The following is a 26,972-nucleotide window of genomic DNA, read 5'->3' as shown; positions in this document are numbered from 1 at the left end:
GGTCTATGGGCCCATCTAATCCTATCGAAATAACCCTCGACCATGTCGGGGAGACTGCAACCCAGTATCCCCACCGCGTTGACTGCAAAATCCTTGAGGACAGTTCGAATGCCAGACAATCTAGCTCTAAGCGTTCCTCAATCGCTTGTAAGTCGCAAAGGCCACGAGTGCCGACAAAGTCATGACATAAGGGACAATGCTAGATAGCTGGTTGGGCAGCCCCCACATTGCCAATCGCACGCCGACAGCATCCGTGAATCCAAAGAACAGACACGCTATTGCGGCGAAGACCGGATGATCTCGACCAAGCATAATGCTGACCAGCGCAATCCACCCTCGTCCTATTCAATTCGCGGCCCTATCATCCGCGATGAGCGTCTATCTGACCTTTTCGAGACGCTGCATCATTCATCGGAGCGGGCAGAACCGCGCCTACTGCAAGACGAACTTAGGATCTCTTTCGCTGACCGCCTGTTTGCGCGGCATGTAGGTGGTGCTGTTTCTGCGTACCGTACTGGCTCCGAATCCAAGGCGGTTTCCAGAGCAAAGGAATTCATCGTCGAGCGTCTCGACCGTAAACTCGGCCTTTCCGAAATCGCTCACGCGGTCGCGCTTTCGCCTTACCGCTTCTATCGAGCCTTCGAGCGCGAAGTTGGGATGACACCACACGAGTTCCAACGGCTGGCAAGGATCAGACTTTCGATTGAAATGATCCGAAAATCCCAGCCACTGGCCGAAATCGCGGCAGCAACGGGATTCACGGATCAAGCTCATTTTACCCGAAGCTTCTACAAACGCCTTGCAGTGACGCCGGGCGCTTACCGAAACGCCCAGCAGACCAAGGTATAACTCGTCAACTATCCCAGCAGTCCGAATTTTCCGACGATTTTTCCAATCGACTTGCGCGGGCCGAACACCCCTACCCCGACATACTGCAGGTCATCGGTTATGGTCTCTGCAACCGCGGCCCCAAAAGCCATATAGTCGTTTGTCTGCTGGCCTTGGATTGGAAAGTCGACGACGGTAATATCCCGGGTGAGTGCCTTGCTTCGCAGCTTCCCTAGATCGCTTGCATCCGCGCCCAGAATGGAAATTCCAATGGGGATGAGTCCCGGATGAGCAAACCCGGTCTTATCCACGAGATTGGCACCAGCAAGTTCGGGGTGAAGCTTTCCAATCGTTAAGGCAATCACCGCCGCCGCATTTGCGGCTCGCCCGACCGGAAGGTTCCGGTCAACGACAATAACGCATCGGCCGGACTCGATTTCAGTTTCGTCAATCATACGTGTTTCCATCTTCTTCAATTTAGGTGGGACAGCCTCGGTCTTTCGTAATGCATCCAGTGCAAACACATCTGCGGGGGCGACGACTGGCTTGGAGGCTCCACGTCACAACCCAAGATTTGCGACTTCTGAACCGTCATATTTGGAGGATGGACCTATCGATCGGCGCGGTCTTGTATTCTGTTGCAAATCGTAGATGCCGGTCGAACGCGGGAGCATTCAACGTTGATGCGATAACTCACTGTAGAAGCAGTCCACTTTCTTGGTCCAATCTCGCAACCCATCGTAGGTGTTGATGACACTTCGTAGCGTATTGACACCCTAAGTAGTTTGGATAACTTCAACCTTTGAAGCATGTTAGGTCGCTTTGCACTTTGGGGTTTTACTTTGATAAGTGAGGCGAGCGTAGCGGTTAGAGTGGTAGCGGGAGGCTTGGTGGAGGCCCATCGTGCCGCTGATCGAAACCGCCAAATTCTCCGGCAAGATGCGACTATGCCCTTATCACTACGCAGGGGCATGTCACTTGTCTCGGCCATCGCACTCCGCTCTGGCTACAGCGAAGATATAGCCAGTCAAGCAAATGCATTTACGGCCCTAGCCTGTCGTCCTGTCGGCGAATGGGGACCACGCCCCTTCGCAGAAGCTGAGGAAAGTGGCGCAATTCTTCTTGATGCAGGGTTTGGCGCTCCAACATCCGACTGCCTTGAACTGGCGTCCACCGGCAACGAAAGCTCGATTATCGAGGACATATTCCACGAGAGGCTCAGAACCGCATTGGCAGCCGCCGGCACCGGTGCAAATGATCTCTATCGAGAAGTCCGGGAAGCTATTGTCCGCCGTCCCTGCCTGAAGCGATCCGATGTGCTCAGTTTTGCCTTCAGTGTGCCCGAAATGGCCGGCGAAATTCCCGAATTCTTTCGTAAGCTACCAGCATCCGCGCTTGATGGGCGGACGTTACGTCTCTGTCGGCATTGCTCGTCACCTCTATTCGTGGACCGCGATCGCGTCACCTATCCAATGGGCCGTTGTGCTGTCAGAGAATGTCGGATGACACATTCCGAGGCGTCGGTGGGTGAGGTTCACGAGGTTTCCAATCCAGATGAGTGGCGCGTAGCAGATCCGTCACTGATGACTTACTGGGTTGGCCCTGGTCTGCCGGAAATTTGGCTGTACGATATGTTGACCTCGGTGAGATCGGATGTGGAACTCTATCCGATGTGCGATGCAGCGGACATCGGCCTGGGCGGTCTGGAAATCGGGATTGATGTAAAATCGTACTCAAGCGCTGTCGTAATCGGCCAGCGATTTGCAGGAAACATCGGCGGTCTGCGAGCTTTTCGCCGCCGCATCGTTGCGATACCTGACTTCTGGATCCGGATAGATCGGAACTACTGCCGTACCGCGAGGGATATCGCTGGTAGTAAGGACGGCCTGGAGTTCATGTCCGTTTCCGACGTTGCCAAGGAATTCTCAAGGTGAGAGTGCTTCCGGACGGATTTGCTCATGTTCTAGCGGTGCAATGGCTCTGCGCAGCTGCGGAGACGTTTCTCGGCGTAACCGACTTGGTGGACATACCACCCCTACTCACTGGCTTTGGTTCAGTAACCGACCATCCAAACGTTGCCGCCTTCTCACGTGCCGCGTTCTCCCTGCGCCAACTCGGGGTGAGCTATACGTCGGAAAGTGACCTCCGCCAGGCGGTCTACGATTTCATGACTTGGGATGAAGCTCGAAGAGACGATGATAACGGATATGTCGATCAGCCCTACCTGATCGATCCACGCTCCCGAAGGATTGCATTCCGTCGTACTGCTGGGAACGACCCGCGTATTTCCGAATGGGCGACGGCATTGGACTTGGGGCTCGAACTACGTCAGCACGGCGCCTCAGTGGCTGATGCGACCAGACCGTTTGCCATTGTGCCCTCGGGAGCGGACTCGAGACGCCACACAATCAATCTCGGAGGTGCCGGAAAAAACCTGCCCGAGCGACCAATTCACGACCTCTCGGAGAGGCTAAGAGGGCCAATCACTGTACCCATTGCTGAACTGCAGGCAATTGCCGTGCGGTTTGACCGAATGGACTCGGACGATCCAAACCGGACATCGAAAGGTTGGGCACGCCGACTTGAGGATGCTGCGGGAAATCCGAAAGTCGAAGTGCTGCGACCGGCCCACGACCGCTCAAAACTCGAACCAGTCAACGAGCTGACGCTCGATGGCCTTCGCCACCTGATTGGTCTTCCTGGAACAGGAAAGACGACGTTGGTCACGCTTCTACTCGCGTGGCTTTACGAACGAGACATCCGTACTGTCGCACTGCTACCCTCTATCGAAGTGTCTTTCAACCTGATGTCGGAGCTCTCGGCCTACGGGGTGAATGTCGGACTCCTTATGGGGCAGTCACCCGACACTCGCTTGCGCCATTCGCAGAAACTGGCGGAAAGGATCGGCTCCACCGATAATGCGCTCGGCTTTGGTCGTACTGTGCCGTTTGCAGATCTCATGTCTGTAAACTGCGCTTTGGCGGGTTTCGACGACGCCTTTGACCCTGAATACCCGTTCCCGCATATTGAAGCGCCGTGTGTTCAGGTGCTCCAGCCACGACTAAAGGCCAGCGGTGAGCCTCGGGCCACAGAAAGTGTATGTTTATGCCCAGTCTCTTCGTGGTGTGGCCGAATGAAGGCTTCCCGACAACTGACCGAGCGCAAGATATGGCTGGGACATGTCATGTCTCTGGACACCCGCTTGCCGCCCCATTTCTCTACGGAACATGTCCGGTACCTTGAAGCTGTCGCCCGAACCGCCGACGTCGTGATCGCTGACGAAGTCGACGGAATTCAAGCCGTGCTGGACAGACAAGCTGTGGGCGAGATCAGCATCTCCGGAGGAAAGGCCTCTTACGAAAACCGATTGCTCGACGACCTTCTGAAACCGTTCGCCCTCGGCGAGAACGATCGCACCGGGACAAATGTAAGCGACTATGCCAGCAAGGCCACGAGATTTATGGACCTTAACAGGTCGCTGGTTCGACAATTGCAGAACGACCGGGCCACAAGCGGCTCAAGGTTTCTTGCCGAATACGATGATGCATTCGTGACCGGCAACCGTCTCATCGCCGACCTGTTTGGCCGGGGGGACCGCGACACGATGAGTGATGCGGCGCGGGCTGATGAGGATGACCGGATCGGGACAATAATGAGCTTTTGGGACGCCTGTGTCCGTCAAGCTCTCTTCCGGACACAGGAAGCTGCCGGCACCGGGGAACGCGACTATGACGTGGATCGCACTGCATTGGCTGTGGGTCGCAGCGCCCTAGAAGTAGACACGACGTTCCGAGCCTGTGTGGATGCTCTTACTGATTGGATATCGTTCTCGTCGAACGTCCAGAAGGCCGAAGCGATTGAGGCTGCCCGACAGGCGTTGTTTGACCTCGTACAACCAAACCCAAAACTGGAAATTCCCCGGGTCTTGGCGCTTTTCTCGTTTTTGGCGAACGTTTCGTCTGTGATCATGCAGTTTCTGTCCCTTCTGCCTGCACAGCACGCGATGATGGCCGAGGGCATTCATCGATCGCCAATTTTTACCGACGGCGTGTCTTCCGACTTTGCCCGCCTGGTTCCCGACGCAGTGACAGGCCGTCTGGCCGGCGTGCGCTTCATTTTTCAGCAGCGCGGACGCCGAAAGAGCCTGTCCCTGCATTATGTAACATTCGAAGGCGCCCCCCGGCTCTTCCTGTATCGTCTTCACGAGATACTGCGCCATGACATCCCGGGACGGGGGCCAAACGTACTCCTCACCAGCGCAACATCATTTCTCGCCGACAGTCCTGCATTTCATGTTCCAGTCGGCCCCCACTATGTGCTTCGGCGACAGGTTACAGACGACGCGTGGCGTGGGTCGCGTTACATGTTGAGGCCAATTCCCGATCCGCAAGATCCCGCGAAAGCCCTTCGATTCTCCGGAGCAGTGTACGAAGACCGCGATCGAATACTTAGAGCGATGACAGATCACTTTGTGAAAGGTGACGTGCCTCTCATTGCGGAACTTACGCGCGATCGATTTGACCCCGGACGCAAGGTCGCGCTCGTAGTGAACGGCTATGAGCAGGTGAGATTGGTCAAGGATCATGCGATGGCGGTCAACGAAAGGGCCGGCCGCCGCATAATGGCTGTGGTCGATTCCATCCCCGATAAGAGTCAGGGTGATTATATCACCGCCGCACAGGTCGAACGGCTTGGTGAGCGCGATGACTGGGACGCCGTCGTGTTTCCGATGAAGGCCCTCTCTCGCGGGGTAAACATTGTTTTTGGCGGTCCACTTTTCTCCGGCACGCCATTGTTTGACAAAGCTGCCATCGGTACGGTCGCCTTTCTCACCCGTCCGCATCCCGCACAGGAGAGCTTCGATTTCGTCGCCGGGATCGTTGGTAAAGCCTCGATGGACTTCGACGCCAGGGCGTTTCCAGCGTCTGCTAACGTGGGCGAGTTGGCGCTTGGGTTGCGGCAAGCGCGTCGGACAGCAATGAATGATGTTCGCCGCCTGCTTCGGCATTCCGTCAGGGTAGGCACCCTTGGAACACTCACGGACGCGTTTGTTGCTGATGTGATGATCGATGTAATCCAGACGATTGGCCGATCGCTTCGAAACGGCTGTAAGACGCGGGTAATGTTTGTCGATGCGGCGTGGGCACCAGGTTCGATGAATCCAAGATCGCCGAGATCTGACACAGCACGCACCAGCTATCTCGTCGCAATGAATGCAATCCTAAACCGTTTGCTCAACTCAGCCGATCCAGTGCATCGGGAAATCTACAATGCTCTTTTCCGACCATACGTGGATCCGCTTGCACAGTGCGCGGGCCTCATTTCCCATTCTAGTGCCTCCGGCGAGGAATATTGATGCTGTACGTTCGTAAGACAGGAGCTTCTGCAGATAACACGCAAGCCCTTGGTTACATGCTGGCTGAACAAGCTAGTGAAGAAGCCGAATGCGTTCGCATCTTTTGGTCTGATGCTGCTGAGGAAGCATTTTCCAGGCTTTCTGCAGTAGCGAAGGCGAGCACCGGCGCGTCAGAAGACAACCTTCCCTACGCCTCATTGAGAGCATTGTTGTCGTCGCACCTACCCTCGCCGCTCTACGTACGAAGTGACATTCTTGTTTCGAAGAGTGAGAGCTCTTTGGGGGACCGGAACCCTTTTGCGCAATGCGATGCCCCCGAAGCCGAGTGCGTCTCGGCTGCATCCACTGCCGTCCGAGCCTGGTGCGCAGGCCCATTGAGGCAATGGGCCGAACGTCGCGGGCTAAATCAAGAGCTGATATCAGAGCTGACCACGCTTGCCAGGAAAGCCGGACTAGTCACAACTGTCCGCAAACTGGTCAACCTTCTATCAAACGATGCGGATGGAATCAATTTCACTGACGCCCGTGACGCAATCCATGCAGCCGCAATCCGGCGGATCGCCGGCACCGAATTATTTCCAGGTCTGGGACCTGTCAGAACCCAAATTCGATCCCGAGCAAGGGACAATTCGGTCATTTTCCTGACCTTCCCCAAATCGGCGGATCGGGGTTCGTGGTCAATGCGAGCACAACTGACCGTTGAGACATTGCCAGGACATGCGCAACCGTTTGTCCGCCTGACTGTGTCCCGGATCCGTTGGTGCCCGGAAATCCCGACTGGCATGCTTCCGACTCAGCGAACCATATCGGCCACTGTATTCGGACCAGACGAGCGGAGGGCTGTCCTATTCAGTGTTCCCGTTGTCAGCGGTAGGGTCTTGTCACCTGAAGATCCAAGCTATGTCATGGCCGCCCTGCGCTCCGGAATTGATCCAGGTGAAAGCTTTGCAGCGCATATCCAAGCTGGCCCGCGAAACGGCAGTTTTGTCGGTATTCCCTACGCACCGTCCTACGAGCCCGTCCCCACAGTAGCCACAGGGGCAACGGAACTTGATTGGCTCGACTGCTACGACGCCATCACGACCGCCATGTCAGACATCTTCGAGCCCCTCCCGACAATTGATGTCGGCGCTGACAAGCGTGTTTCCCGTACCAATGAGGACATTCCAGCCGTGAAAGCGGTCACGATATTGGAAGATGTTGCAAGAACGCTCGGGTACAACGACATTGATGACGCGGCCATAGCAGACGCTTGGCACATGCTTCATGGGGATGAGACGCCGCGCGGTGTGGCCATTTCACCTAAGTCAGCCGAAGCCGCTCGCCGATTTTATGACTTAAGGGAAGGCAACACTGCGCGTGCGCGTGATCTGTTTGGCGCATCCATCCCAACGATCGTCGTTCTTTCCGCAAGAGCGGACGAAGGCGCTGCAATCGCAGAGGTCATACGCACACTTTTCGCGAACGCGGTTCGTGTTGAAAACAGATTGCTTCCCGTCGGGGTACATGGCCCGCGAGCCGAGCTGGACAAAGCAGATCGTCCAGCCCGTGAACGCTATGAAGCGCGTCTGGCAGCCTGGCGCCCCCTCGCCCAAGATTTGGCTGCGGAGTACGGACCCTGCCGAGTGATTGTTCATGCTGCGAAGTGGCGCGACGACAGTATCAATAAAATCGCTGGTAGAATTGCTCTTGCTCGCTATGGCGATTGCAACGTCCAATATCTAGACGCTCGGGGACGCAAAGCTGACGAATGGTTTTTCCGCATCCAGGCAGCTGTCCTGGACTTGATGTTCGGGCATTCCGGTTTGGTTTCGCCCATCGTAACACATATCGCTGAAGCTTTCCCAAAATCCACGACTAGACCAAAATCAGTCATCGGCGTCTCGGTCGTTGCCCAGGCAAAAACTCGCTCTAAGGCGCAGTCGTCGTTCTTCCTTGCGGTCTCGATCGATGTTGCGAGCGGTAAAACAACCGCATTGGCAAGCCGTTCCAAGAATGGTGCTCCCGATTACGCGGGACCAGCACCATTTTTTGACGTGTTGAAATCTGTCGCTTCATGGGATGGCGTGTCTGCTGACAATAACGAAGCCGCAAAGGCCGACTTTCAGGATTTCGTCAATGAGGTCGTCGGCCCCGCATGTGAGCGCGGAGAACGACCACTTATTTTATTTGATGGGGCACACGCTCGAAACTTTTGGCCATCCCTCTCAAACAAGGGATACGCAGGTCCGCATACCCTGAGCGGACAAATTTTGGATATGACCACGGACTGGCCAGGTGCCCGAGTGGTACGTATTCAAGACACCGTCGAACCAAACGTCGTAACGCGGAAAGAGAAGGTTTGGCAGGAAATCGTCCCCGAGACTGGCCAAATTATGGAAACGATTACTCAGCGCGTTCCAACCTTGACGGACCCGGGGCGATTGGTAAGAATTCCGGGATCAGCCGCCAATTACATCTCTAGCGGTGACCTCGATGGCCAGCAGAAGATTGCAAAAGGCCTTTCAGTCTATCGACTTCCAACTCAGTTCAAGTCTCTCGCAGCTGATGAGATACCTGCCAATCTAGCCGGGCAGAAACTATTTAAACCGGGGACACGTGACTTGACGCTGGAGCCTTACAAGCTTCCAGGCGCGATCGGCATTCTGGTTTTACACACGGTAGGAGACGACGATCCGGACAGGATAGCTGCCCTTTGTCACGGTCTCCGGACCGGGTTCGGCCACACCAGGTCACCGGCAAAGATGCCAGCGCCGCTCTTCCAAGCTCAAAAAGTTGCGGAGTATATCCCGGCATACATGCTAGCTAGCACTGTTGCTGACGATCCGGATACAGCGCCTGAGGACGTCCTATCGGTCATCGAACAAGATCTCGATGGCGACTTGGAAGGCGGCCCAACCACGCAGCAAGTGGTGCCTCCTCAAGGCTTATTCAGCAAGGCAGAACCTTCGGCCATCTCCGAACCGTTGCTGTTTCTCGCGGCCCGCGCCGCTGCACCAATCAAGTTGAGGGAGGAAAAAATGACACTGCAGCCGATCGTGCCCCCCTCTTCCACCCTTCCGTTTATCGCGAAACCACCCGCTCCTTCCCCGACTATCCAAGTCCCTGAAGACGTTCTGGAAAAGGCTGGTGGCGACCCCCTGCTGGAAGCCATGGTTTCAAGTCATTGGATTGGGCCACTACCTGGGTTTGCGACAGTTTCCTGGTTTCAATCCGTGGCAGCTGGCCACTCATCGATCCGTACCAAGCAGGCTGTCGTTGCAGCGGTTACAGCCAGTCCTATGCCGTTGAAGCGTTTCCTTCCTGACCTTGACCCAAGATCCGATAAATCCTTTGCCGAATTTATGCTTGGGCTCATGTGTCTCGCCGAAGGCTTCGTTTTCCTTTACGACGTCTTGCCTAAATCCGCTTCAAAAGCGGGAAGATGGATTTTCAACAACTTCTACGACACCGTGATGCACCGCGCAAAGGTAGTTCAAAAGACGGAATCTGAGGCGCTTTTTACCTCCCTTCGAAAAACGCCCCGCTTCATAGGACGTAAACTTCACCTCAGCGGCAACGCCGATCTCGTTCGTAGCTACTTCCTGATCGAAGTCGTTTTCACCGCAAACTATAATAACATTCACAACGACGCCGCTTCATTGGCGGAAGAATTTCCCGATGACTACACAGAGATCGCTGCTTTCTGCGCTCGAGTCGCGCGATATGTGGAAAACCGCGACACGATATTCGCGAAAACTGCCGAGTATCTTGATAGAGAGTCAGCTCGTCTCTCTTACGAATGGGTGCCAACATCGGCAATGGCGGATAGGGAAGATGCAGCCCAACTCGCAGGCATTCCCTCCATCATTGTGCCGCCAGTTGTCGACGCATTGTGGATCCGCGACAAAATCGCTTTGAATGGGGCGTTCCGAAGCCACCTCCACAACAATCGCGAATTTTTCTCAAACGTACTCAGGGAACCCAAGTTTTGGCCGGACGAAAAACCCACCTCTGAGGCTCTTACCAGCAAGGTTCTGGAGATGTTTTCCGTGCCGGAGCCGGTTCTGGGAGCAGTTACCCATCGCGGAGATGAGAGCCTTTTCCGATCGTTTTACAGAAAAATCGAAGGAATCGTGAAGTCCAGCCAAAACGTCGGCTCCACTGAGTCCCGGACGAAAATCCCGTCGGATTGGGAACCCAATGGGTACGCACCAGCGATCGTCCAGCACCTGATCAAATCTGGGTATCGAAACTTCGCCGCAGACATGGCGATCCTTCGGGCAATCGAAAACCCGTCGCTTCCTTTGGAGCAGGTAGTGACATCGGCCGGGCCTGAGTTTGCCGAAATCGCGGCATTTGTCCGGTCTAGGCGGCGGGCCTCGCTGTGGTTTCAGCGAAACGACGAAAGCGCGGAGCTTGGTGAGTTTCAAAGATACTTCGATGCCTTCGGAGCGGGAGAGCGAGACCCGATAAAGGCGCCTGTCTCCTTGGAAGCTTCCGCTCAAACCGTGCTTGAAACGTCAGTTATGGAAGTGTCGGCGGAGACAACTGAAACTAACTACGCAGCCAATGGCACCTGGACAACAGATCCAGAAGAAAAGAACGATGAAGTCTGGGAGGTCGGGGGACCAATGAGAGAAACCAAACCAACACCTGCGGAACTGGGCGAAAACGTACGGTTGGGAGAGACTGAAGTCCCATCCAGCGCTTCGCTGGCTGAAACTCTTTCCAAGCTTGCCGAGGCGGCAACTAACGGAGCAGCCGCCGCCGGTACTAGCGATTTTGCGGCACTAGACAGCACGATCGAAACAATCCGATCATTGATGGAGATTGCACTCGCCAGCATCGCCGAAATCCCACGAGGAGTTTCGAACGAACCATTAATAGAGCGCACCACGGCGCTCGGGGGCAAAGCGACCACTATCGCTGATGCCCTTGGAGAAGATGTCCATCTTCCGTCTCTGCCGTCGAAAGGCCTGATTGACGCCACTGCTGCGTCGGCTGCTGCGCGTGCATTGCAATCTGGAGAATCCGCTGCCGATGAGGCGGAAAAAGCCATTGAGGACGTGGCAGCGTTGAATGAACGGGCCCGCACCGCACGACTGAACGAGATCGGAGCGATCAACAGCCAGGTCGCCTCCCGCGTTTCGGATGTCTCAGTCAAGCTTGCTGATGTTCTAAACGCTCTGACGACGGCCATCCCTCATCTAGAAAGAACATCTGGCACCAGGCCCGATGTAGTTGTGTCGGCGCCCCCCGCCCCTGTTCCAGTCGCCCAGATCCGTAGCGATCGTGAAGCCGAGTCCGACGTCCAAAACCCGACAACAGCCGACCGAGTCCCTCCAATTGAAACGCCCGCAGCGATCGAATGGGACGAAGTCGACGAGGATCAACTTCACAGCGATGAAGACGTTGTCAACGACGATAACGATGCAAAGCTGAGTGCCTCGACGTCCGAGGATCGTTCCAACGCGCCAACCATGGATGAAAGTTCGCTCCCGGCTGACTATTCGGTATCGGAGATCCAAGTCGGTCACGCCAGCGAACTCGTTGCCGAGGATGTAGAGGACGACTGGATAGACCTGGACGCTCTCCATCGTTTGGCCTCGACCAGAGAACTGGACCACGTAGCTGACATGCCGCCCGCCGATCCAGATCTCGAAAGTGTTTTCGACGATCCTGAAAACACGCGTATCGACGACGCATTGGCTGCACTGATGGCTGCTGGAAGTTATGGGCTGGCCTACCACCTCGCCCGTGCAGCAGAGACGGAAGGACGGGGAGCTTCCCTCGCCACGACCTCCGATGAGGCTAAGATTGCAGCAATTGCCGGGCACCTCAACCAGACAGCCCTTCAAAGCAGGCTAGATCTTGTGGGAGAATGGGTTCAGGCGGGTTTTCGCGTGATATCGACAATTGAGGCCGATCTTAACCAGGAACGGGCTTCTGCCCGGCTTATGGCCGTGATGCCGCTAATTGTGGAGCTTGGGATATTTTTCCCATCATCCGGCGCTGGTGAACTGCTGCGATCATTTGTGGCCCTTCCAAACGAACTGGGGGCAAGGGCAAACGATGTGTTCGAGAGCGTCTCGCGCATCCGCCATACCAACGTTACCTTTACGCGTGCGATGCTCGCAAACGTTGCCAACGAGCTAGATCGGTTCGACGCGATGACAAAGGTCAGGTCGATCCTGTTCGCGAAAACTGAACAGTTCGGAATTATGAAATTCGATTTTCAACTCGGCATGAAACTACGAAATGAGCTCAACAAGAGCGATGGACTCATGGGTAGGCTGCGCCTGCAGCTTGCGAAGGCGGTCGATGATGAGAAAACCGCCGAGCTACTTCGAGACTTCGTGAGTAAACTTCCAGATCGCCTGCGCGTCGTTCAATTGCTGGACGACGTGGAGGATAAGATCAACTCCAAGTCAAAAGGTATCGATGGCGCTGCCCGTGATCGCTTCGTCGGCTTCTTCAGCGATTTCCGCGACGAGGCCAACAACTACCTTGAGCTACTGGCCGAAGTGCAAACGGCGAAGCAAACTGAACGACCGAAAGCTCGGGAATTCGCCAAGGAAATTGCAAAAGCCCTTGGCGGCATGGTGTCTGCTGTCGAAACAGCAGCCAAAACGCATGATCAGTTGGGCATTGCCGCGGGCCATGCATCCCTCCGCCTCCGGAAGGTGGCAAGCATACTTGCAGGAGAGGCTGGCTTACCCATCTCGCGAATGGCGGACACCTACCATTCGTATCACGCAGAAATGGCTTTCTTATCGGATCTGGATTTCGGTCGCTCCTGGCTTCCTTCGCCCTATAATCCGGGCGCCATTATCGACCTAATCTGCGAAATTAAACCACCGCTCCTTCCTCCGGTTGGCGAGGCGCGAAACGCGTTCTTTGAACGGGTGGTCCACGATCGGATCGTGCGCGGTTCGTACGTCGGCGCTCGGGTGCTCCTGGACGCCGCAAACTTCTTCGATATTCCAGAAGATCTAAGAACATCGCTCAGCGGTGAGCTGGATGTCAACCTCACCGCGGCTCGGCATGGTTTACGCGAAGACTGCGCAGCGGTAAGGAAAACTGTCGAACGGGTTATACGCTTCGGTTCTCTTCGCCAAGGCGGAGGTGCTGAGAGCGCAACAGCTTTGCTTGACAGGGTTGATACGATCGAGGCCGTGGAAGTCCCGATAATTGTTTCGCCTGAAGAGCGCACCGAGGATGAAGACACCCAAGGGATTTTCGACGTCAGCGTCGCCATCGACGTACTCGAAGATGTGAAGGCCGAAGCACAGGCACTTCTTGATGAACCGCGCCTTCGCCTTCTCGGCCAAGTCGATGAAATGGCCACGATTGGGACCGACACCATTCTGTTAGACAGGCTGCGGGCGTTGTGCCAGTCGGACGATCTTCTGACTGCCGAGGAATACATCGAAGAGGCGAAAAAGACCGGCCGCCTTCCCGAGAGCCGGAGTGCAAACTGGCGGTTCGCGGAGTTCTCCCAAGTTGTACTTCCAAAGCTGGCCCACCACAGGCGTGATCTGGGCAAAGAGATAACGGACGCACTTGTGGCCGGGGTCGATTTTGAGGCAATTCGATATAGCGCACTACCGGAAGCGCGACGCGCGGTAGCCGAGGAAATCGTTTCGATTTGGCGTGAGCTATTTCGCCGGTTCCACGATCACACCACGTTCGCCGCACACTTTTCTACCTTTCTGGAGAAGATCGGCATTCGGACTGAAATGAAGGACGTGGTGGAGAGGGCCTCCAACCAGCGCAAGATCTTTGTCGGCGACTTCAAAGCTGAGATCGAAACTGACCAGGACAGCTTACTCCTGCCAGACTTCGGATCACGCACCGAAGGATGGTATCGGATCGCGGTAATGCAGAATTTGCCCAACGATTCTGCTGTCGGGACCCTTTGCTCTGCGGCAAAGCATGGCGTCCTTCTCTTCGTGGGGGATACAGTGTCGCAGGACCAGCGCCGACAGTTCTATCTTCGAAACCTCGAAGGTAAACGCCGAATACTTCTCATCGACTCCGCAAGCATCTTCTACTTTCTCGGAGAAGAGACCCTACGCCCCCTTACCTTGCTTGAGCTCGCCCAACCCTACAGTTACGTGGCACCATACCATGACTGGGGCAGAGACGCTGTTCCGCCAGAAATGTTCGTGGGTCGCCGCGAGGATATCGGGCATATTTTCGATACTGAAGGCAGTTGTGTCGTTTACGGCGGCCGACGCATGGGAAAAACGGCGATTCTCAGGCACCTCAGGGCGACGAGGCACGATGAAAAGGCCGGCACACTGGTCGCGTTTGTTGACGCGCAGGAAATCGGCAAAGGGCCGACACCCACCAATCGGATTTGGGTTGAAATCGTAGCGTCTCTTCCGGAGATTTTCGGCAAAACCGGTTCGATGACGGATGCGAAGAAGATTCGTCTGGAAATCAAACGCTGGCTTGAAGATGATACGCGGCGGCGTGTCCTGATGCTTATTGATGAAGCCGACCAATTTGTCGTCGCCGATGCATCACAGAACTATATCGAGTTCCTGGCGCTCCAGCAGTTGATGACCGAAACCAAACGTCGGTTCAAATTTGTACTGTCGGGTTTGTCCGATGTTACCCGTCTTGTTCAGACTGGCAATCCGCCGCTCAAGCAGATTTCCGCCAACCCCAGACGTATCGGCTCGTTAACCGGGAGCGAGCGAAAGGACGCCGAAGATCTCGTCCTGCGGCCATTTGCAGCCATTGGGATCAGCATACAACGCACTGACGTGTGGCGGATTCTTTCCCACGCAAACTATTATCCAGTCCTAATCCAAACATATTCCGAACGATTGCTCCAACTCATCTCAGATCGGGTGCGCCAGTCGCAGAAGCCGATTCGAGAGATCGGCTCTGACCTGGTGGCGGAGGTCATGGAAGATCATAAGGTCCGTGAGGAAATTAAGGGTATCTTCCAGTTCACGCTCGGGATCGACCCAAGATACCGACTGATCGCATACGTGGTTGCGAGCTTGGTGTTCAAGGCAGAAGCAGAGGGCATCATCTCCGATGGTTTCCGGGTCCGCGAAATCCGCGACCTAGCCGTCAACTATTGGGATGCGGGCTTCCAGGACAAGAACCGGTTTTCCCTTTTCGACGATCTTTTGGATGAAATGGAAGGCTTGGGCATCGTCCGGCGGATCAATAATGATCTATGGACCCTGCGCTCCAGCGCTGTGGTCCGCCTGCTTGGTAATAGAGACGAGGTTGATGATGCGATTGCTGACTTCATCGACATGGAAGCACCAGTCGGCTTCGACCCGAAGTCCCACCGTCGCCTGTTGCCGCCTACCAAGGGCTTTCTTACCGAAAAGAAGGCCTCTCCACTGACGCTTGGTCAGGAGAGAGACATTCTGCTCTCTAAAACGCGTGTGACCCTCATTCTGGGAAATAAACTCGCTGACTACGCACTGGCTCCCGCAGCATTAAACACCGTTCCGGATTCATTTTCGGATGGCGGGACCTACGACATCCGGTTTCTGCGCCCGGCTGGGGCTCCCGACTTTCTTGCGAATCTTCTGGCCCTGAAGGTCGAAGCGGGGCGCAAGGTGATCGCAATTGTTCCTTCTAGTTCTCCTTGGAACTCCGAATGGGTGCGCACGGCAATCATTTCGAAGCCCGTAATCGCAGGAGATGCACGAGTTGTCTTTGTCGGTGGTCCTGAACATACCGGCTCAGTCGTTGGAGATGAACAGCTTGCGATGCTGACGGCACACGTATCACAGGTTCCTCTCGAGCCTTGGTCCACGGCATTCTTCCAGGATATGGTGAACACAAACAATTCAATCTCTCTTTCGAAAAAGTTTGATGCTGTCGTTGAGTTGAACGGCGGGTGGAACGATCCGATGTGGCAACTCATAAAGTCGCCTAAAGCTGATAAGGGTTTGCCAGACAAGATTGATCCCGACGCAATAGGGCTAACTGGACGTTTTGGTGACGCATTTCGGATGCTGGTTGCAGTTCATGGGATGGCTCCATTCACGGCAATGGACGTCGATGTGTATGCCGATCTCGACGATCCCTTCCGTAAGGTGGGTGTCTCCGGGACATCCCTCGTCGAATACGGGACGCTTATGGGACTGCTCGTTGCGGCTCCGGGACGACCGCCTGGGGAGGAACGACGAAACAGATATATCCTCTCGCCTTTGGCCAACCGAGCCCTTGACCCACAGATGGCGACGGCGGCGGAGTGATGGACAAAGCGCTTTTTTGGTCCTTGGGCGGCCCCGCTGCGTTTGTGCGTCAGGTCGTAGAAACCGCCAATCGGCACGGGTTTGTCGCGTTACAGGTTCCGAGCTATCACCCACCCGGGCTACTTGAGGCGGTTTGCTCTGGCTTCGAAGAAGTCGGTATTTCTCCCGTCCACAACGTGAGGGCACAAGCACGTGGATCAGCGGTCCACCAGATGGCGTCCGCAGCCGGTATATCGGGAGCCGGAATGAGGTCGGTCGGCGGGTTTTTCGATTTGCCCACCTTGCGAGGCTCGATGTTCATGGTCGATGGCGTCGAGCGAGGTGATTGGGCGATTTGGGCGCCCTTCTTCCGTTCCTTCATCTCAGAGCGTCGCCGGCGAAAAGATGGTCTTCTCCTTCCTACCCTCGTAGCCGTGATCCACCCCAACACCCCCCGTGGCGATGTCGAACGGCTCTTTCCAGGCGCCATTGTTTCTTGGCGCGAGCGCGTTTCGTCGTTCGACATAAGGACCTATGTCAGCAAGAAAAGCGGCAGAGGCCGCAGTGATCTCTTCGAGAGCGCAGCTACCGAAATCACGATAGGGCTGGCGGGTTACGATCCAGTTCTGGCTCACGCGCTTTTGGATATGCCACCATCTGACGCGATTGACCCATGGAATTTCCTAAGGAAGGCCTACGGCGTTCACGCTGACACGCACCCGCATTGGGCTAATGGGCTTGTTGATTATGTCGACGGAAACGTCTTCGTTCATACCGCAGCGCTCATAGCGGCTGGGGACAGGCGATCATTTGATATCAGAAGGTGGAAAGCGGTAAGTGGCCCGATCCTCGACTTCAATGCGATGGTCTGCAGGCATTTTGCGGACAGCTACAGCGAAATCCTCGAAAAACAACTGCCCCACGTCGTACAAACTCCTTGGGGGAACAAGACCATAGACCACCGCTATGGCCTCGAAAGTAAACATCTGCGCGACCTGCTCGTCGGTACTCTCGAAAACGACGACGAAAAATTCATGCGTGCTGCCGCCAAGGCACGAAACGAAGTCGCTCACAATAATGTACCGGAGCATTCCCTTATCGAGATGCTATCGGATGCATGGTTGGCCTATACAACCAAGGTCCCGGCTGAGGCCCGAGGGTGGTATTGGCCACGGTGTGGGCAGCGCCTCACCCTGATGGTGGGGCCAAGCGGGGCGGGGAAATCGACTTACGCTAAGTCGAACTTTGCATTTGATGAAATCGTTTCGACTGATCAAATTCGGCTGGAGCTATACGGTTCGCTTGTGAAACCCGGCACTCAGACCGAAGTTTTCTCACTGGCAGAAACTCGCATCGTCGACCGCCTTTCTCGTGGAGACAACGTTGTCCTAGACGCCACCAACCTGCGCAAACGGGACAGGCTTCGCGTGGTCGATCTCGTGCCACCAGACTTCGAGGTTCACTACGTCATAGTTGACCGCCCGATGGAAAAGAAGCGCATCGATGGGGAATGGCGCACCGAACGCGCAGGTCTGCTCGACGGACATGCGGAAATATTTCAATCGGAAATTGATATGATACTAGCTGGAGACGGTCGCACGAATGTGGTGGTAAGCGATGTCAGGGAGGCGTAGATCACCAATCCTTGTGTCCTCAAAACGCTTGGCAAGAGCCGAGAGGACAGGCCTCTATTTAAAGACGCGCCATGATCCCAATCCGGGCGTATGGGCAGCCATTTACACAATATTCTCTCAACCCTCGTAAAGTTGTACATCTTACTCGTGCATTGAATTGAAGATAATTAATGTCGCTCACCCCCTTGATACATCCCTCTGGCGCGTCTGATGCGGGCGGCGTCGCTGGTCGCAGAGGCTTCAAGTTCCAAGACCACATAGCAGCGCGATTCCTGTTACAGTTGCTCGATAACCCGGCACTACAACAAGTTGAATGTGAAACCGGCGACGATATCGCGCTTCGCTGGAGATATGATTCCTCGACGGTGAACGAGTACGTTCAGGTCAAAATCACTGATGGAGACGCGAAATGGTCGCTCGGAGAAATCTGTGATCGCAGTCCTAAAACAATAGTAGGCACGTCACTCATAGAGAAATCTCTTGCCTGTGACGCGTTCCCTGGCGTGGCTCAGTTTCGTATCATAAGCCGGCGTGACGTTCGAAAAGATCTGCAACCTTTAAAAGTTGAGCGAGGTAATCGAGCTTCTACATCTGTGGTACAGGACCTCACGGATCTCGGAACCAGACTTGAGAAGAGACTAAGGGGAGTCGTGTCGCCTCAGGGTACGACGGTGCCAGTTTGGACCCACGCTCTTCTATGGGAGCACGTCGGAGAGTTCGATGCTGTTAAGCAGGATAACATCAATCGGATTCTCCGGCTCGCTGAAGCAAAAGGGGAATGCATCTACATAAGCGTTGCTGAAGCAATCTATGCTGAGCTCCTGAATATTGCGATTGATGCGGGAGACGCCTCCCGCGTGTCTAACCCAACCGCCAAAGCGATTACAAAAACAGCAATTCAGGCGTGGTGGAAGCGGAAGGTTGCCGAAATACGGGAGAAAAATCGGTCGGCATTTAAGGTCTATCAATTTGCCACTACAGAGTTTTTTGCAGAGCTGCATCGCATCGATGAAAGCCCGTCGTCACGATCAATGGCATCATACGATGCCGAATTTGACAATCGTATTTGGCGGGGCCGTGAACTCGCCGAATACTTGATCAACTGGATTCCCGAGGTTTCCCTACCCGCGCGTGTTTTGGCCAAGCACACGATCTTCGAGGCGAGAGAGCTCATTGGTAAGGCGGTTGAGGCAATTGGCCAATACGGCATAAATTATGACGAGCTCCTTTCGCAGCTTCTGCTGCACGCTCTTCTTCGCCACTACCATGCTAGCGAGCCGATTGCATGCAAGCTCTTCAGTGTATCCAGCAGCAGCTCAAGTTCAGTCAACGCGCACATTGTGTACCGGCCAGAGGGTGACGAGCTCTGGCTTGGTCAAGCCCACGTAACCTCGACACGGACCTGGAATGAAGTTTTAGCGGCAACCTCCGCCGACCTCGAGGCGCTCGTTGACCGAGATTTCCTTCGAAAGGAACGTGACCTGATATTACAGCTGCGCGAACCTCAGCATATGTTGGCGACAACGCTAGAGAAGGCGCTCACCCGTCATGCAAAGCTCGATGATCTGGTTAAAATCCTCAACCTGCCGATCTTAGTTGCCTACGATAGCGGAGTGTTGGCAGCCGGCTTTCAGGACAACTACGTTGATGAACTTAAAAAAGAAGCGATAGCCAGCTACGAAAACCTGAAGGCGAGTCTCTCGAACAAGCTGATCGACATTCGGATTCACGTCTTTCTGATACCAATCCAGGATGCCGCCAATTTCGCGTCAGTCTTCAAAAAAGCGTTGGATGCATGCCATGGAAATTGATGAACTTAGGGAAGCCCTAAAGGCTGGTATTTCTTCAGATAATGCCGCACCAATTTTCGCGGCGGTGGCGGCTCTGGTCAACTCCGCGGCGCTCCATGATGTCGGTCGCGAAATGGTAATTCGGTGTCTGGCCGTTAAGACTTCCATTCCGCCGGGTTATTTTCCGCTTCTCGAAGCGCTGATCCGTGCAGTTGGTCTGCTTCCCTACCTTGACCTGACGTCCACGAACACATTTGAGAACCAACTTCTCCTCGAGGCACACAGAGTTCCTACAAGCGGCAAGGTGGGCGTGTTTCACACACTTCAACTTCAGATCTATCGGGAGCTGATCGCCGGACGAAATGTTGTTCTTAGCGCCACCACCAGCGTAGGTAAAAGCGCCATTGTGGACGCTGTGATCTCGTCCGGTCGACATAAACACCTTGCAATCATTGTTCCCACGATCGCACTCATCGACGAGACGCGACGGCGTATCGCCGGTACTTTTGGCGAACGTTTCGAGGTCGTCACACATCCGAGCCAAATCTCGTCATCCGACGTAAATACCGTTTTCGTTCTCACGCAGGAACGAGCGCTCTCACGCGACGACCTGATGAATGTCACCTTTTTCGTTATCGACGAATTCTACAAGCTCGACCTCAGAGGAGAAGATGATGATCGAGCAGTCGACCTCAATCTATGTTTTCATAAGCTGGCAGCAACCGGGGCACAATTCTATTTGATCGGTCCGCACGTGGATGCCGTGGTTGGCCTGGCCTCTAAGCACGAATACCTCTTCATCCCTTCCTTGTTTTCGACGGTCGCCCTCGACATCATCCAATTCAACCTCCCACAGGTTCGGAGCATCAGAGAAGGGAAGCTGATCGAATTATGTGGCGAGCTGACCACGCCGACACTTATTTATTGTCAATCACCTGGCGCCGCACAGGGCGCTGCGGAGGCCCTTCTCAACTCGAGCCTGTTCAAGGAGACACCAGAAACAGCGTCAGCCGTCGAGTGGTTGGAATACGAGTATCCCAACGAATGGATTGTAACGAGAGCACTTCAGCAAGGGATCGGGATCCATCACGGCAACCTGCCTCGCGCTCTTCAACAGTATATGGTGAAGGCCTTTGAGTTGGGTTTCATCAAGTTTTTGATATGTACCTCAACGATGATTGAAGGCGTCAACACGATTGCGGAAAACGTAATAATCTTTGACAAGCGAATTGGGCGGAACAAAGGGATCGACCATTTCACCTTTCGAAATATTGCTGGCAGAGCTGGCCGCATGAGGCAATATTTCGTCGGGAAAGTCTTTGTGCTTGAGGAGCAACCATCAGCCGAGACCTACTCGGTCGAGGTTGCTGTCGCCACACAATCTGAGAGCACCCCACTATCTCTTCTCTTGGATCTGGATGATGCAGATCTCTCCCCACCAGCCCTTCAGCGAGTGAACGACGCTCGATCAAACAGTCCCTTGTCACACGAGACGCTGAAAGCGAACCGGCACGTGCCGCTTGATACACAACACGCGATATATCGCGCTATTCGAAACGACCTGCATCACTATGAGGATGTACTAAGCTGGACTGGAATGCCGGCACCGCACCAATTACTGGGAGTGTGCGACCTCATATATGACTATTTCGATGAAAATACTTTGAAGGGATATGGCATATTCTCTGGCCTTGGTCTCAAGGCGTCGATAAATCGAGTTCAAATGTCTGAGCGGTTTCGTGATGTCATAGACAATTTCGTTCGCTACAGACGTGAAGACGTCACTATCAGCGGCGGAGTCGAACTAGCACTCAGGTTCATGAGAAAATATCTTGGCTACACCTTTCCAAGGCATTTGATGGCCATCTCAACCATTCAAGCTGACCTCTTTTTGAAGGTCGACCGCAAGCCCGGAGACTACAGTCTCTTCGCCGCGAGAACAGAGAGTTTGTTCATCGAACCAGGGCTTTTTGCTCTCGACGAATATGGCGTGGCGCCCGAGACTGCTCGTAAGCTTGCCAAAGGATCTGCGGCATTTCCAACATTGGAATCAGCTCTCCGTCTGATTTCATCACCAGATTTGAATGTCGGCGGACTTTTTGATTTTGAAGTCGAGCTAATCAGAGACGTTGCGGCAACTCTCCCAATTTTCAAACAGAGCGTTTTTTAACGGATGACACCTAGTCGGTGCAACGACCTGGGCCTGGGCAACTTAGACTCGCGTAGCTTCCGGAACAGATTGACCTTTGAACGGCTCGGCCTTCAATTCTGAATATGGCAGATAAATCGGCCGAGCAGAAACTTGGTCCGACAGACCCATTAGTCGGTGTCGGGCCCACCTTTAGTAAGGAACTCACGTCCGGCACCAGAAACTCGTTCGCGGCGGATTTCAACAACAAAAGTTTCGCCGTCCAAGTCTACAGAAAGCGAACGAGCAGCACAAAGCTTAACAAGGAAATCTTTTAGATCCTTGTTCTCATCGTTGATGACAATATTTTCCTTGGGCTTCATCAGACTCATCGGAAACGTTTGGTGCAAGAGTCCATTATCACCGGCGAAAAGTTTTGTAGAGAGAAAACCTTGCATGCAATCTGTCGACCGCTTTGTATCCAGCCAACCCCAATCCGATTATACGAATTTTTAACCTTTGCCCTGCACGCTTTTGCCACCAAGGAGTGCAGCGATATGTCAATGGCCTTTATGCTCGACACGTGCGTTCTGAGCGAGACGAGCCGAGCTCGTCCGCATCCGTCGGTGATCGAATTTCTGGAAACAGCTGACAACCTGTTGCTGCCCGGGGCCGCCTTGATGGAGCTGCAGTGTGGCATAACAGGGATCTGCGCTACCGACCCAATAAAGGCCGTGAAACTCAGTGCCTGGTACCAAAAGCTGACGTCCGGTGAAATCCCGATCATCGAAACAGACCTTCCCATCTTTGAGGTATGGGGAATTCTCGAGTGGGATCCAAGACTGCGCAATCTTTCAAGCAGGCGACATGATGGCAATAAAGTCAAATGCGGTCAGGACCTACACATAGCGGCCGCAGCGCTCGTCCACCGTGCGGCCATCGCAACTTTCAACGTCAAAGACTTCATGCTCATAAACAGCTGCTACCCTCTTCCGGGCATCTACAACCCGCTCGATCGAGTCTGGCACGCCAAAATGGAGCCGCTTGTCATACCCTCTGACAACCTCAGGCCAGCTGCCGCCAACGCGAACTACCGAGAAGTTCCTCGACCGATCACCAGCCAGCGTGTTAGCCCGTTTGCATAAGGCAGGCTCATTCGGACAGCATAACCGTCGTTTAGGGCGCTAAAGACAATCTGGACAGCGATCGGATTGGTTTTGCAGCCGACTTTTTGTCTAGACCTATCCGAAACCGACCCTCCCATGGGATGCCGCTGCATTCAAATACGGCAACCATGCATCACGGAGTCATTAACCATTAAGGAACATTTCGGGACACTCAGTGGCCCACACTGTAGTTATCCGGCACAAATCCGATTATAAGCCGGATTAGTTGAAACGAAAGGCCGTCTGCTGTGCAGAACATAAACTTGAAGATACATTCGCGGGCGAACCGTAAGTAACCTCAAGTAACGGCTTATCCGCGACTGAGGTCGACGGCTCGTCCCTTCCATTGAACTGACTGCATATTTTTGTTCACAAGGGACTGCCATGCTTACCATGCCGATTGACCATATCCCGTCCGAAACTCGCCTGATCGGCTTCTCGGATGCCGTTTCTTCCGCCTGTTACAATCCCAACTTACCCACCGCCCTCCTCTTCATATGCCTCTAACTCGTAACCAATATTCCTCGCGGGGCATGGGTTAGTGGGATCACTGAGGCGCCAATGCCTCGCTATTCCAATGTCTTAGGCGGTCGGCCCGTTTAACGGATCATTCACCTCAGCTTTCGGAAAGCATGATCCAAGGGATTTTCGGCGAGGAAGGCCCTCCCGATGGAACCCTGGGTTAACTGCCGCCACTTTACGTGTGGGTAGCGATTGACCTGTGCCGTTTTGATACGGGTCTCGGCGAAAAGCCGGGGCCGACAGATGAGATTTTGGCTCGGGGATCTGACATGAGCAAAGCGAAGCTGACAAACGAATGTATCAAGAAACTCCGCGCGGGCATTCCACTGAACCTGTTGCCCGAACCGCAGGAACCGAGTTCCCGCCCGGACAAGATCGAGGTGGGTCGCTTCCATACGCAGGACGGGGGCTGCCATATAGCGAAGATCTCACTTCGTCTCCCGAGCACCGCTACTCGGCAGGATGGGTCGGAGCTGTTCGTCTGACCGAACCCGTCAAGATGAATCTGACGGCGTCGAAGGGCTCGTATCGCGGCAACCTGATCGCGTTCGGCCAGCAGACCGATCTTCAAATGTGGAGCGGTCTTGAGGGTAAGGTAGCACTCGTTCTTCTGGCGGACCCGACCGTGAAAGAGATTCGCGCCCAATGGCCTACGGTCGAGTATCGCAACGACGACGGCGTGGGGAGCTCTCACCGGTTCGACTACTTCGTGTTCTATCACGATGGTCGCATGGCGGCAGTCAACGTTAAGCACTGGTCAGAGCGCGATGAGGTCAAGGCATTGTTCCGCCACTTGAACGTGCTGAACCTGCCCTACTCGCTCCTTTATGTTCATGAGGGGAAGGCGAGCGACGGACGTGCCGCGAACGCTCTTGCCGTTCTCAAAGCTCGCCAGAACTTTGTTCAGGCAGACTATGGCGAGGCGCTGGCAATGCTTGCGGACATCAACGGCCGCGTCACCCGTATTCCCTTTATCGTGGGGCGCGGAACATCGCCGACCGCCGTGAGGCTCTCGTGTCACTCATCGACAGTGGCGTCCTGTACCTCGCGAACCCGCACGAACCGCTTTCCGACTACAGCCTACTTATCGTCAATCATCCTGTCCGTGCCGAGGAGCTGAAAGCCCATGCCCGATCCGCAGCCTAAGCCTTTCAGCTATGTCCCTGTCCGCGTGACAACGTCCGATCGTGTCACGATCGGTCATGTCCGCTATCGGATGGTGCGCGAGTATCCTGGTGAAATCATCTTGGAAACCGAAGGCGATGATCCGAGACGTGAGACATTTACCGAGCAGGAATTCTCCCGCAGGCACCTTCTCGGAGAGATCATCATCGACGAGGGCTATCACTCTCTCCATAAGAAAATTCCGGAGGTGATCCGCGAAATTCCCTGGAGGAACATCAAGCCACACAAACGCGCTAAGGCACAGTATTTCGAAAACCTGATCCGTGCGTATGAGCGATATGTCGCGGATAAAGGGCCGCTCCCAAGAACCGTGGACGAACTGGGCCCCAAGATGCTCAATCTGTCCATGGAGGCACTCGAAGTGACCCGAAAGGCATTGGCCGGAGAGACCGTGCATTTCAAGAAGCTGATTTCTGTCGGCCACTTTAACAAGATCTACGCCAACTACCAGCAATCTGGCAGGAAGACCGCCGCCTTGGTTTCCAAGGATCAAGGAAACAAACGCGTCTACTACTACGATGAAGCGTCACTGAAAATTTGGCGTGAAGAGGCTGACCTGTACGCCCACAGCCAACGCCCGAAGAAAAAAGACAAATATGAAGACCTTGTGGCGCGGATCAGGGATGAAAACGCTGCGCGGCCCGACAGAAACAAGCTGGAACTCTGCTCATACAAGGTCTTCCGACGCCTGATCAATGAGCTTGGCGCATACTACGTAGTGTGCAAGCGATACTCGAAGGCGGTCGCCGATCGGAAATTCAAGTTCGATCGCGGCGGTTTCGGGCTTTTCCGGCCTGGGGAACGGGTCGACATCGACGAAAAGGTCGTCGATTTGATGCTTTTGCTTCAGTACGCGCACATCTGGGAAACACTGTCGGACGACGAGAAGGAAAAAGCCCGCCGGGTCAGGGTCTGGGTTATCGTCGCTATGGATATCGCCACCCGCTACATTTTCGGCATGCGCTTCTGCATGTCCCCAAATGCTCAGGCGACGATCGACGTCATTCAGATGATGATGCAAGACAAAAGCGAAACGTCGGCCTATGTCGGTGCGCTTTCGCCATGGTTTGGCAGGTGTAGGCCCGAAACGATCTGCACCGATAACGGGAGTGGCCTCGTCAATGAAGAGGTCGCCGATGTCCTGGTGGAATGCGAAATTCCCCATATCAGGCCGAATGCCGATCATCCGGAAGCTCGTGGACATATCGAGTCAAGCTTTCGCTCACATCGCCGCATCGTCCGTCATTACCAAGGTAGAACTTTCAAGGATGTCCTCGAAAAAGCCGGGTACGACCCCGTCAAGACCGCGTCGTTGCCGTTGGATCTGTTCGAGCAGGAATACACCAAGGCAATTCTCGACGTCTACCACAACACTCCGCACGAAGGACTTGGTGGAGAGACGCCCCACAATTCTCTGATCAGGCAGACCCAGACCCACAAGATGCGACCCCACATCGGGCCGGACATCCTGCGTCATATCTTCGGCATGGACGATACTCGCACCTTGGACGGCGAAGGTCTTCGTTTCCTTGGCGTTCCCTACAGCTCGCCGGAACTTAGAATGTGGATGGCCCAGGATGGCCAAGTCGAGGTTCCGATCCGTGTCAACAAGCGCGACATGGCCTCGATCTCGTATCTGAGAGACGGGAAATGGTACATCGCCGACAACCAGATCGGGCTTGCGCCCGATATTAGTGTCGCCGAATGGCTGGTGGTTTGGAGGCGCATCGGAGGTGACTTCAAGAAGGGATCCGAGGTTGCCCTCGATCTTATGTATGCAGGTCTTCGCGACCTGCGCGAAAGCGGGGACGCCGCCGCCTATCGAAACCCGCTTGGCCTACGCGACTTAACCGCGGAAAAAGTACGGGAGGCCGAGCGTGCCTTGATCTACCGATCTGGCATCAAACTTATCAAGGCGACGCAGCATGTCGCGAGCCTTGATCCGCCGGTAGTGCGCCCAAGCGCGTTTATCGATGACGACGCCGCTGGTTTCAACGACCCAGTCGCTGAGATTTCAGCCTACGCCGAGGCCCAGGAAACAGCTAGAGCCCAAGCCTTCCCCAAGGTTGGCGCAAAGCCCACAACAACAATCGGAAGCCCCTCGCCCAGTTCGCGCCGCAGTCAAGTCGGCAGCGCAAGTAGCCTCAAGTTCTAAGGAAACAGC

The 26,972-nt window shown here is 54.7% G+C and carries 13 protein-coding genes; 11 read left to right on the top strand and 2 right to left on the bottom strand.

The window, feature by feature from the left end; all coding sequences use genetic code 11:
• Positions 1-294: 294 nt before the first annotated feature.
• On the top strand, positions 295-849 hold the full coding sequence (locus ACSQ3J_RS11835; RefSeq protein WP_436039181.1) for a helix-turn-helix domain-containing protein: 555 nt from the start codon (positions 295-297) through the stop codon (positions 847-849).
• A gap of 8 nt (positions 850-857) precedes the next feature.
• Here ACSQ3J_RS11835 and ACSQ3J_RS11830 read toward each other — a convergent pair whose 3' ends face one another.
• Positions 858-1,283 carry a DUF2000 domain-containing protein gene (locus ACSQ3J_RS11830; RefSeq protein ID WP_436039179.1) on the bottom strand — a complete coding sequence of 142 codons (426 nt, stop codon included), beginning with the start codon at positions 1,281-1,283 and terminating at the stop codon, positions 858-860.
• Between the two features lie 354 nt (positions 1,284-1,637).
• On the opposite strand from ACSQ3J_RS11830, the gene ACSQ3J_RS11825 reads away from it, so the two are divergent.
• From ACSQ3J_RS11825 to ACSQ3J_RS11800, 6 genes are all read left to right on the top strand, one after another.
• Positions 1,638-2,762, top strand: coding sequence for a hypothetical protein (locus tag ACSQ3J_RS11825; RefSeq protein WP_436039177.1), 1,125 nt, complete (start codon positions 1,638-1,640; stop codon positions 2,760-2,762).
• Positions 2,759-6,184, top strand: a complete 3,426-nt coding sequence (locus ACSQ3J_RS11820) for a hypothetical protein (RefSeq protein WP_436039175.1) — start codon at positions 2,759-2,761, stop codon at positions 6,182-6,184. Before ACSQ3J_RS11825 ends, ACSQ3J_RS11820 begins: the two co-directional genes overlap by 4 nt.
• The gene (locus ACSQ3J_RS11815) at positions 6,184-16,404 is read left to right on the top strand and encodes an RNaseH domain-containing protein (RefSeq protein ID WP_436039173.1); all 10,221 of its coding nucleotides are present in this window, start codon (positions 6,184-6,186) and stop codon (positions 16,402-16,404) included. Before ACSQ3J_RS11820 ends, ACSQ3J_RS11815 begins: the two co-directional genes overlap by 1 nt.
• Positions 16,405-16,649: 245 nt before the next feature.
• Complete coding sequence (locus ACSQ3J_RS11810; protein WP_436039171.1) at positions 16,650-18,017, top strand: AAA family ATPase; 1,368 nt, start codon at positions 16,650-16,652, stop codon at positions 18,015-18,017.
• A 170-nt stretch (positions 18,018-18,187) separates the two neighbouring features.
• On the top strand, positions 18,188-19,828 hold the full coding sequence (locus tag ACSQ3J_RS11805; protein WP_436039169.1) for a Hachiman antiphage defense system protein HamA: 1,641 nt from the start codon (positions 18,188-18,190) through the stop codon (positions 19,826-19,828).
• Positions 19,818-21,977: a DEAD/DEAH box helicase gene (locus ACSQ3J_RS11800; protein ID WP_436039167.1), complete on the top strand. Its 2,160-nt coding sequence runs from the start codon at positions 19,818-19,820 to the stop codon at positions 21,975-21,977. Before ACSQ3J_RS11805 ends, ACSQ3J_RS11800 begins: the two co-directional genes overlap by 11 nt.
• 149 nt (positions 21,978-22,126) lie before the next feature.
• Here the strand turns inward: ACSQ3J_RS11800 and ACSQ3J_RS11795 are convergent, their stop codons facing one another.
• Complete coding sequence (locus ACSQ3J_RS11795; RefSeq protein WP_436039165.1) at positions 22,127-22,318, bottom strand: hypothetical protein; 192 nt, start codon at positions 22,316-22,318, stop codon at positions 22,127-22,129.
• Between the two features lie 21 nt (positions 22,319-22,339).
• On the opposite strand from ACSQ3J_RS11795, the gene ACSQ3J_RS11790 reads away from it, so the two are divergent.
• The 4 genes from ACSQ3J_RS11790 (at position 22,340) to ACSQ3J_RS11775 (ending at position 26,963) form a co-directional block, all read left to right on the top strand.
• Positions 22,340-23,080, top strand: a complete 741-nt coding sequence (locus ACSQ3J_RS11790; protein ID WP_436039163.1) for a hypothetical protein — start codon at positions 22,340-22,342, stop codon at positions 23,078-23,080.
• Between the two features lie 812 nt (positions 23,081-23,892).
• The gene (locus ACSQ3J_RS11785; protein ID WP_436039161.1) at positions 23,893-24,108 is read left to right on the top strand and encodes a hypothetical protein; all 216 of its coding nucleotides are present in this window, start codon (positions 23,893-23,895) and stop codon (positions 24,106-24,108) included.
• 14 nt (positions 24,109-24,122) lie between these two features.
• Complete coding sequence (locus ACSQ3J_RS11780) at positions 24,123-24,743, top strand: hypothetical protein (RefSeq protein ID WP_436039159.1); 621 nt, start codon at positions 24,123-24,125, stop codon at positions 24,741-24,743.
• Between the two features lie 6 nt (positions 24,744-24,749).
• Positions 24,750-26,963: a hypothetical protein gene (locus ACSQ3J_RS11775; protein WP_436039157.1), complete on the top strand. Its 2,214-nt coding sequence runs from the start codon at positions 24,750-24,752 to the stop codon at positions 26,961-26,963.
• Positions 26,964-26,972 lie beyond the last annotated feature (9 nt).

The sequence above is a fragment of the Rhizobium sp. LjRoot98 genome, assembly GCF_964252935.1.
In the GTDB taxonomy this organism is placed as follows: Bacteria; Pseudomonadota; Alphaproteobacteria; order Rhizobiales; family Rhizobiaceae; genus Pararhizobium.
This window is presented reverse-complemented; position numbering and strand designations above follow the sequence as displayed.